This window comes from Streptomyces sennicomposti, from assembly GCF_019890635.1.
Taxonomy (GTDB): domain Bacteria; phylum Actinomycetota; class Actinomycetes; order Streptomycetales; family Streptomycetaceae; genus Streptomyces; species Streptomyces sennicomposti.
In genome coordinates this window covers 1-7106 of sequence record NZ_JAIOAB010000112.1, presented here as the reverse complement: position 1 = coordinate 7106, position 7106 = coordinate 1, and the positions used below count along the sequence as shown (strand labels likewise).

Below are 7106 nucleotides of genomic sequence, written 5' to 3'. Positions count from 1 at the left end.
CCGCGACCGCGCGACGGGCGCCGCCGCACCACGAGCCCGCGAGGACTGGGACCATCCGCGCCTCCTGCGCCTGCGCTCCGCGCCCGTGGACCGTCCACGGACGACCGGGGGACCTGCCTGGGACAACGACCGCCGTACGCCCCCGTGACCACCCCCGAAGGGTGAACCGGCGGGCCGCGGCCCGGCCCGGCGCCCGGTGGGGGGAGCCTACGGCGGTCCTGACCTGGTGTACCCCCGATTCGGCGGCGAAGTGATTGGACGGGCCCCGGCGGGAAACGCGGATCACGGCACGACGAGACACCGACCGCCGCGAGGGAGGACCCGTGAGCACCGATCCCATGGCCGACGACGCCTACCAGCCCACCGGGAGCAACGAGGAGCAGGAGGACGCCGCGCCGCTGGACATGCAGGACGCGGTGGACGAGCGGACCTACGACGACACCCTCGACGAGGGGTACTCCCCGCCCGAGAAGCCGCTCGGCGTCGACAAGTACGGCACCACGGCCGCCGAACAGCACGAGGGCGAGACCCTCGACCAGCGACTGGCCCAGGAACGCCCCGACGTGGGCGAGCCGGAGGGCGACGGCGTGGGCGACCTGCCCGGCGGCGAGGGCGAGCCCGTCGACCCGGAGGCGGGCACGGACCGCGCCGGCCGGCTGGTGGCGCCCGACGAGGGCGCGCACCCCGACACCACCAAGGACGAGATCGCCGCCGACAAGGGCATCGACGCGGGGGCCGCGGGCGCGGAGGAGGCCGCCGTGCACGTCGTCGAGGACGACACCGCCCTGCCCGACGACGACGCCTACTGAGGCCCCACGCCGGACGACGCCCACGGACGACGCCCGCCGGGGCCGCACATCCGGAGGGACCGGGACCCGCCGCGGGTCCCGGTCCCTCCGTGACGGCGGGCCGCGTCAGCTCCGGCCGGCCCGTCGCCGGTCAGGGCAGCAGCTTGTCCAGCGCGGCCGGGCCCTCCGCCTCGATCTTGCGCTTGGCCCACTCCAGGTTGCGCGGCGTGATGTCCCGGCCGGCGGCCAGCACCACGTCCTCCGCCGACACTTCGGTGCCGGTACGGGCGTGCAGCAGCTCGTCCGGCGTGCAGGGGTTCCCGGACGAACGGGATGCTTCGGGTTGTGACGTCGACATGTGTCCTCCTCGGGTCCGGCCGGGTCCCCGACCGGGTGCGGGCTGCGCCGCCCGTGCTGCGGGACCGGGACCTTCTCCCACCATTGCCCGCCGCGCCGCACCCTGCATCCGGAAGGGCCCCGCGTACCGGGCCGGGCAGACCCCGGCCCGCTGCAGCAGTAGGGGTACCTGGCCGCGGCCCGGGAAAACCACCGGACCCCCGCCCCCGGCCCCGAGTGCTCCTAAGCTGGAAGGACCCGGAAGGCCGGGCGGCGGGACGCCCCTCGCGCCACCCGCGCGCGCCGGTCCGCGCCACCCGCGCGCCCCGATCAGGGAGGCCGCCGCCATGGCCGACACCGCCAGTCCGCAGTCCGCCCCCGAGTGCGTGCCCATCGCCGACCACGGGCTGATCGGCGATCTGCGCACCGTCGCCCTCGTCGGCACCGACGGCACCATCGACTGGTACTGCCCGCCCGCCTTCGACGCCCCCAGCGTCTTCGCCGCCGTCCTCGACGCCGAGCGCGGCGGACGCTTCGAACTCGCCGCGGCCCAGGCGGCCCGCACCAAGCAGTTCTACTTCCCCGACACCAATGTGCTGATCACCCGGTTCTTCACCGAGGACGGCGTCGGCGAGGTGCAGGACTTCATGCCGGTGACCGACGCCGGGGCAGGTGAGGCCGAACGGCACCGGCTGATCCGGCGGGTGGTGTGCGTGCGCGGCACCCTGCCGTTCCGCGCCCGCATCGCGCCCCGCTTCAACTACGGCGCCGACCCGCACACCGTGCGCGCCGAGGGCCGGCTGGTCCTGTTCGAGTCGGCGTCGCTGTCCCTCGCCCTGACCGCCACCGTGCAACTGGAGGCGGACGGCCCGGACGTGACGGCGGAGTTCAAGCTCGCCGAGGGCGAGTCGGCCGTCTTCGCCCTCGACCAGGTCGGCGGCGCGGTGGCCCCGCGCCGGTGCGCCTGCACCGAGGCCGACGAGCAGTTCGCGGCCACCGTCGCGTACTGGCGGCGCTGGCTCGCGCAGTCCCGCTACCGGGGCCGCTGGCGGGAGATGGTGCACCGCTCCGCGCTCACCCTGAAACTCCTCACCTACGCCCCGACCGGCGCCATCGTCGCCGCGCCCACCACCAGCCTGCCCGAACGCCTCGGCGGCGAGCGCAACTGGGACTACCGCTACGTGTGGGTGCGCGACGCCGCGTTCGCCGTCTACGCGCTGCTGCGGCTCGGCTTCACCGGCGAGGCCGCCGCCTTCATGCGCTTTCTGACCCTGCACATCAGCCCCGGCGACGGCAAGGCCACCGGCCCGCTGCAGGTCATGTACGGCATCGACGGCCGCACCGAGCTGCCCGAGCGCGAACTCGGCCACCTCGGCGGGCACCGCGGCTCCGCCCCGGTCCGGGTCGGCAACGCCGCCGCCGACCAGCTCCAGCTGGACATCTACGGCGCGCTGATCGACTCCATCTACCTCTACGACAAATGGGCCGAGCCGATCTCCAGCGCCCAGTGGGACGACGTGTGCGCCCTGGTCGACTGGGTGTGCGACAACTGGGACCAGCCCGACGAAGGCGTGTGGGAGACCCGCGGCGGCCGCAAGGACTTCCTGTACTCGCGGCTGATGTGCTGGGTCGCCGTGGAACGCGCCATCCGGCTGGCCAACCGCCGCGGCCTGCCCGCCGACCTGCCGCGCTGGCGGCAGAGCCGGGACGCGATCTACCGCCGGGTCATGGACCGCGGCTGGTCGCACGAGCGGCGGGCGTTCGTCCAGTACGAGGGCGGCGACGTGCTGGACGCGGCCGTGCTGATGATGCCGCTGGCCAAGTTCATCGCCCCCACCGACCCCAAGTGGCTGGCCACCCTGGACGCGCTCACCGAGGACCTGGTCTCCGACTCCCTCGTCTACCGCTACGACCCGAGGAGCAGCCCCGACGGACTGCGCGGCGACGAGGGCACGTTCTCCATCTGCTCGTTCTGGTACGTGGAGGCCCTCACCCGGGCCGGCCGCCTGGACGAGGCCCGCCTCGCCTTCGAGAAGATGCTCACCTACGGCAACCATCTCGGCCTGTACGCCGAGGAGATCGGCCGCACCGGCGAGCAGCAGGGCAACTTCCCGCAGGCGTTCACGCATCTGTCGCTGATCAGCGCCGCGTACAACCTGGACCGCGCGCTCGGCTGACCCGGGCGCGCGGTCCGGGGCGCCGATCAGCCGATGTGGTACGGGTCGCCGTACACCTTCCAGTCCAGCGGCGGGTTCAGGTCGAGGTTGCCGTTGCGCAGGAAGACGCGCTGCTCGGTGTCGACCCGGCTGGTGTCGCTGTGCGCCTCCTCCTGCTTCATCGCCCACACCCGCGCGTCGAGGAAGGCGTTCAGGTACGCCGTCTCGTCGCCGCCCTGGGCCGGCGGCTTCGCGGTGCGCAGCGCCCGCTTGCGGATGCTGCGGAAGCTGGTCGCGTCGTCGCCGTCGCCGTGCATCACGATGGCGTCGTAGTAGGCGAACTGGCCGAGCGCGCGCAGCCCGTCCGCCTTGCCCTGGGCGACGGCGGGGCCGAAGTAGACGCGGTCGCGCTCGTCGTTCTGGGCCTGCTGGAACACGGCGTCCTTGGCGGCCGTGCGCCAGTCCGTCGGGAAGTCGGGGTCGAGACCGGAGTGCGAGTCGGTGCCGTTCACCTTGCGCAGCGCCGGGAGGTACTTGGCGAGCACGTTGCCGCTCTTGCGGTCGGCGTAGAGCTGGACCAGGTCGAGCATGTCGCCGGTGCCGGAGCAGAAGCCGATGATGCCGGCGGTGTAGCCGCGGCCGTCGCCGATGTCCTCGATGTACTTGTACTGCGCCTTCCAGTCGAGCGAGGAGTTCTCCGCGCTCGACACCAACTGCATGGCGATCTCCTTCTTGGCCGGGTCGTCCAGGCCCGGCCCGGCCGCCGGGGCCGCTGTCGCGCCCGGGGCGTCGAGCAGCGGGACGGCGGCCACGGCGGCGCCGAGGAGGGCGAGGACGGTACGGCGGGGGACGCCGGGCACGGCGGCCGCACGGGAGTTCGGATGCACCATGGGGGCTCCAAAGACGAGTGGGGGGAGGGCAGTTGGCCGAGTCTGCGCACGTACGACCAACTGATAGGAAGGTTTCCTACCAGAAAGTCGAACGCACGGTCACCGGTCGAACGCCGAATTCGTAGAAACGTACGGAAGCGGACGCGGGGGAGCGGCCCGGCCGGGTCAGGGCAGCGGCTGCTCCGCCCAGATGACCTTTCCCGCCGCCGTGTAGCGCGTACCCCACCGCTCGGCGAGCTGCGCCACCAGGAACAGACCCCGGCCGCCCTCGTCGGTGGCCGCCGCGTACCGCAGATGCGGCGAGGTGCTGCCGCCGTCGAACACCTCGCAGATCAGGGCGCGGTCGCGCAGCATCCGCACCCGGATGGGCGCCGCGCCGTAGCGGATCGCGTTGGTGACCAGCTCGCTGAGGATCAGCTCCGTGGTGAACGCCTGCTCGTCCAGCCCCCACTGCGCCAGCCGCGCGGTCACCGCGGCGCGCACCTCGCCCACGGCCGCCGGGTCCGCCGGCACGTCCCACTCGGCGATCCGGTCGGCGGCCAGCGCCCGGGTGCGGGCGACCAGCAGCGCCACGTCGTCCACCGGCCGGAACGGCTGCCGGGCGTCCAGCACCGCGCGGCACGTCTCCTCGGGCGAGGGACCGGCCGAGGCCAGCGCCGCGCGCAGCTCCGCCAGACCGGTGTCGATGTCCCGCTGCCAGTCCTCCACCAGCCCGTCCGTGTACAGCACCAGCCGGCTGCCCTCGGGCAGCTCCAGCTCGGCCGTCTCGAACGGCAGCCCGCCCAGGCCCAGCGGCGGCCCGGCCGGCACGTCCGCGAACGTCACCTCGCCGCCGGGCGCGATCACGGCGGGCGGCGGATGGCCGGCGCGGGCGACGGCGCACCGCCGGGAGACCGGATCGTAGATCGCGTACAGACAGGTCGCCCCGATCACCGGCGCGCCCGGCCCGTCCCCCGGCTCGTCCTGGTCGATCCGGCCGACCAGCTCGTCCAGCAGCCCCAGCAGCTCGTCCGGCGGCAGGTCCAGGGCGGAGAAGTTGTGCACCGCGGTCCGCAGCCGGCCCATCGTGGCCGCCGCGTGCAGCCCGTGGCCCACCACGTCGCCCACCACCAGCGCCACCCGCGCCCCCGACAGCGGCAGCACGTCGAACCAGTCGCCGCCCACGCCCGCCTGCGCCGGAAGGTACCGGTAGGCGATGTCCAGCGCGCTCTGCTCGGGCAGCCGGCGCGGCAGCAGACTGCGCTGCAACGTGACCGCCATGCCGTGCTCGCGGGTGTAGCGGCGGGCGTTGTCGATGGAGACCGCGGCCCGCGCCACCAGCTCCTCGGCCAGCGCAAGCTCCTCGGTGTCGAACGGCCCGGGCTTCTCCGAGCGCCAGAAGTCGACCAGCCCCAGCACCACCGTCCCGGCCCGCACCGGCACCGTGATCAGCGTGTGGATGCCGTACGCCACGATCCGCGCGGTGCGCTCGGGGTCCTGCGCCAGCCAGCCCGTCGCCGTCTCCAGACGCGGCTCCAGGACCGCCCTGCGGGTGCGCAGCCCGGCGGCCTGCGGCGAGGTGTCGACGAACCGGAACTGCCGGCCCACCGGGTACAGCGGGGCGTCGTCCCGGATCCCGCCGACCGCCGTACGGCGCAGCGCCGCGCCCGGCTCCGGGTCCTCGCCGCGCAGCACCGCGTCGTACAGGTCCACGGTGACGAAGTCGGCGAACCGGGGCACGGCCACCTCGGCCAGCTCCTCGGCGGTCCGGGTCACGTCCAGAGTGGTGCCGACGCCCACCCCGGCGTCGTAGAGCAGGCTCAGACGCTCCCGGGCCAGCTCCGCGCGGCCGGCCAGGGCGCGCAGCTCCGTGGAGTCGCGCAGGGTGGCCACGCTGCCCGAGGGGCCGCCGTCCAGGTCGGTGGGGCGCTGGTTGACCGCCAGCAGCCGCTCGCCCACCGGGTGCAGCTCGTCGGTGACCGTCACTCCGGAGGCCAGCAGCTCCGCGGTGGCCGCATCGAGGCCGAGAGCACGCATGTCGCGGCCCTCGGCGTCCGCGGGCAGGTCGAGCAGGCGGTGCGCCTCGTCGTTGGCGAGCAGCAGCCGGCCCTCCTCGCCGACGATGATCACGCCCTCCCGGACCGAGTGCAGCACCGCGTCGTGGTGCTCGTACATCCGCGTCATCTCGCCCGGCCCCAGACCGTGGGTCTGCCGCAGCAGCCGCCGGCTGACCAGCGCCGTCCCCGCCGTCGCCAGGACGAGCCCCACCCCGGCCGCCCCCAGCACGACGGGCAGCTGCCGGTCGGCGAGGCCGCCCACGTTGCGGGTGGTGATGCCGGCCGCGACCAGCCCCTCCACCTTCCCGCCGGGCGCCTCGACGGGCACCACCGCCTGCACCAGCCGCCCGATCGTCCCGTTGACCTCCTCGACGACCGTGCCGCCGCGCACCGCGGGCCCGATGTCGCCGACGAACTTCTTGCCGATGCGGTCCGGCACCGGGTGCGTGTAGCGGACGCCGTCGGTGTTCATCACGACGATGAAGTCGACGTTCGCCGCCTTGCGGGCCGCCTCGGCGCGCGGCTGGAGGATCGCCGTCGGGTCCGGGGCGGCGAGGGCCTCGCGGGTGCCCGGCGCGTTGGCGAACGTCTCGGCGACCGCGAGCGAGCGGTTGCGGGCCTCCGCCGCGGTGTCGTGCCGCACCTGGAGCACCAGCGCCACCACCGCGGCCACCACGAGCAGCAGCACGATGACGACCTGGAGCACGAACACCTGGCCGGCGACGCTGCGCCCGCGCAGCGCGGACCTGAGCCGCGTGGACCGGCCGGCCCCGGACCGGCCGCGCTCGGCGCGTTCACGCGCCCGCCGGGCCGGGCCGGGAGCATGCTCCAGGCGCCGGCCGCTGGGCGGGCGGGACGACCGGGGGCCGGTTCGACCCGGAAGTCGGACCATGCTGCCAC

Annotated in this window: 5 protein-coding genes; 2 read left to right on the top strand and 3 right to left on the bottom strand. The window is 74.5% G+C overall.

Translation table 11 applies throughout. From position 1 onward, the window contains the following. Positions 1 to 323: 323 nt before the first annotated feature. The gene (locus K7787_RS31105) at positions 324 to 809 is read left to right on the top strand and encodes a DUF5709 domain-containing protein (RefSeq protein ID WP_164393802.1); all 486 of its coding nucleotides are present in this window, start codon (positions 324 to 326) and stop codon (positions 807 to 809) included. A gap of 130 nt (positions 810 to 939) precedes the next feature. On the opposite strand, the gene K7787_RS31100 is transcribed toward K7787_RS31105, so the two are convergent. Beyond that, a complete protein-coding gene (locus K7787_RS31100; RefSeq protein ID WP_019983557.1) occupies positions 940 to 1146 on the bottom strand; it encodes a hypothetical protein in 207 nt (68 codons plus the stop codon). 325 nt (positions 1147 to 1471) lie between these two features. On the opposite strand from K7787_RS31100, the gene K7787_RS31095 reads away from it, so the two are divergent. Then, positions 1472 to 3301: a glycoside hydrolase family 15 protein gene (locus K7787_RS31095; protein ID WP_164393799.1), complete on the top strand. Its 1830-nt coding sequence runs from the start codon at positions 1472 to 1474 to the stop codon at positions 3299 to 3301. 26 nt (positions 3302 to 3327) lie between these two features. On the opposite strand, the gene K7787_RS31090 is transcribed toward K7787_RS31095, so the two are convergent. Both K7787_RS31090 and K7787_RS31085 read right to left on the bottom strand, forming a co-directional pair. Then, on the bottom strand, positions 3328 to 4170 hold the full coding sequence (locus K7787_RS31090; protein WP_223003681.1) for a chitosanase: 843 nt from the start codon (positions 4168 to 4170) through the stop codon (positions 3328 to 3330). A 165-nt stretch (positions 4171 to 4335) separates the two neighbouring features. Further along, positions 4336 to 7098, bottom strand: a complete 2763-nt coding sequence (locus tag K7787_RS31085) for a SpoIIE family protein phosphatase (protein ID WP_223003682.1) — start codon at positions 7096 to 7098, stop codon at positions 4336 to 4338. Positions 7099 to 7106 lie beyond the last annotated feature (8 nt).

What these genes read in the sequence shown, in the direction of transcription:
- K7787_RS31100 (WP_019983557.1), bottom strand. Translation starts at nt 1,146, where the DNA reads ATGTCGACGTCACAACCCGAAGCATCCCGTTCGTCCGGGAACCCCTGC.
- K7787_RS31095 (WP_164393799.1), top strand. Translation starts at nt 1,472, where the DNA reads ATGGCCGACACCGCCAGTCCGCAGTCCGCCCCCGAGTGCGTGCCCATC.
- K7787_RS31090 (WP_223003681.1), bottom strand. Translation starts at nt 4,170, where the DNA reads ATGGTGCATCCGAACTCCCGTGCGGCCGCCGTGCCCGGCGTCCCCCGC.
- K7787_RS31085 (WP_223003682.1), bottom strand. Translation starts at nt 7,098, where the DNA reads ATGGTCCGACTTCCGGGTCGAACCGGCCCCCGGTCGTCCCGCCCGCCC.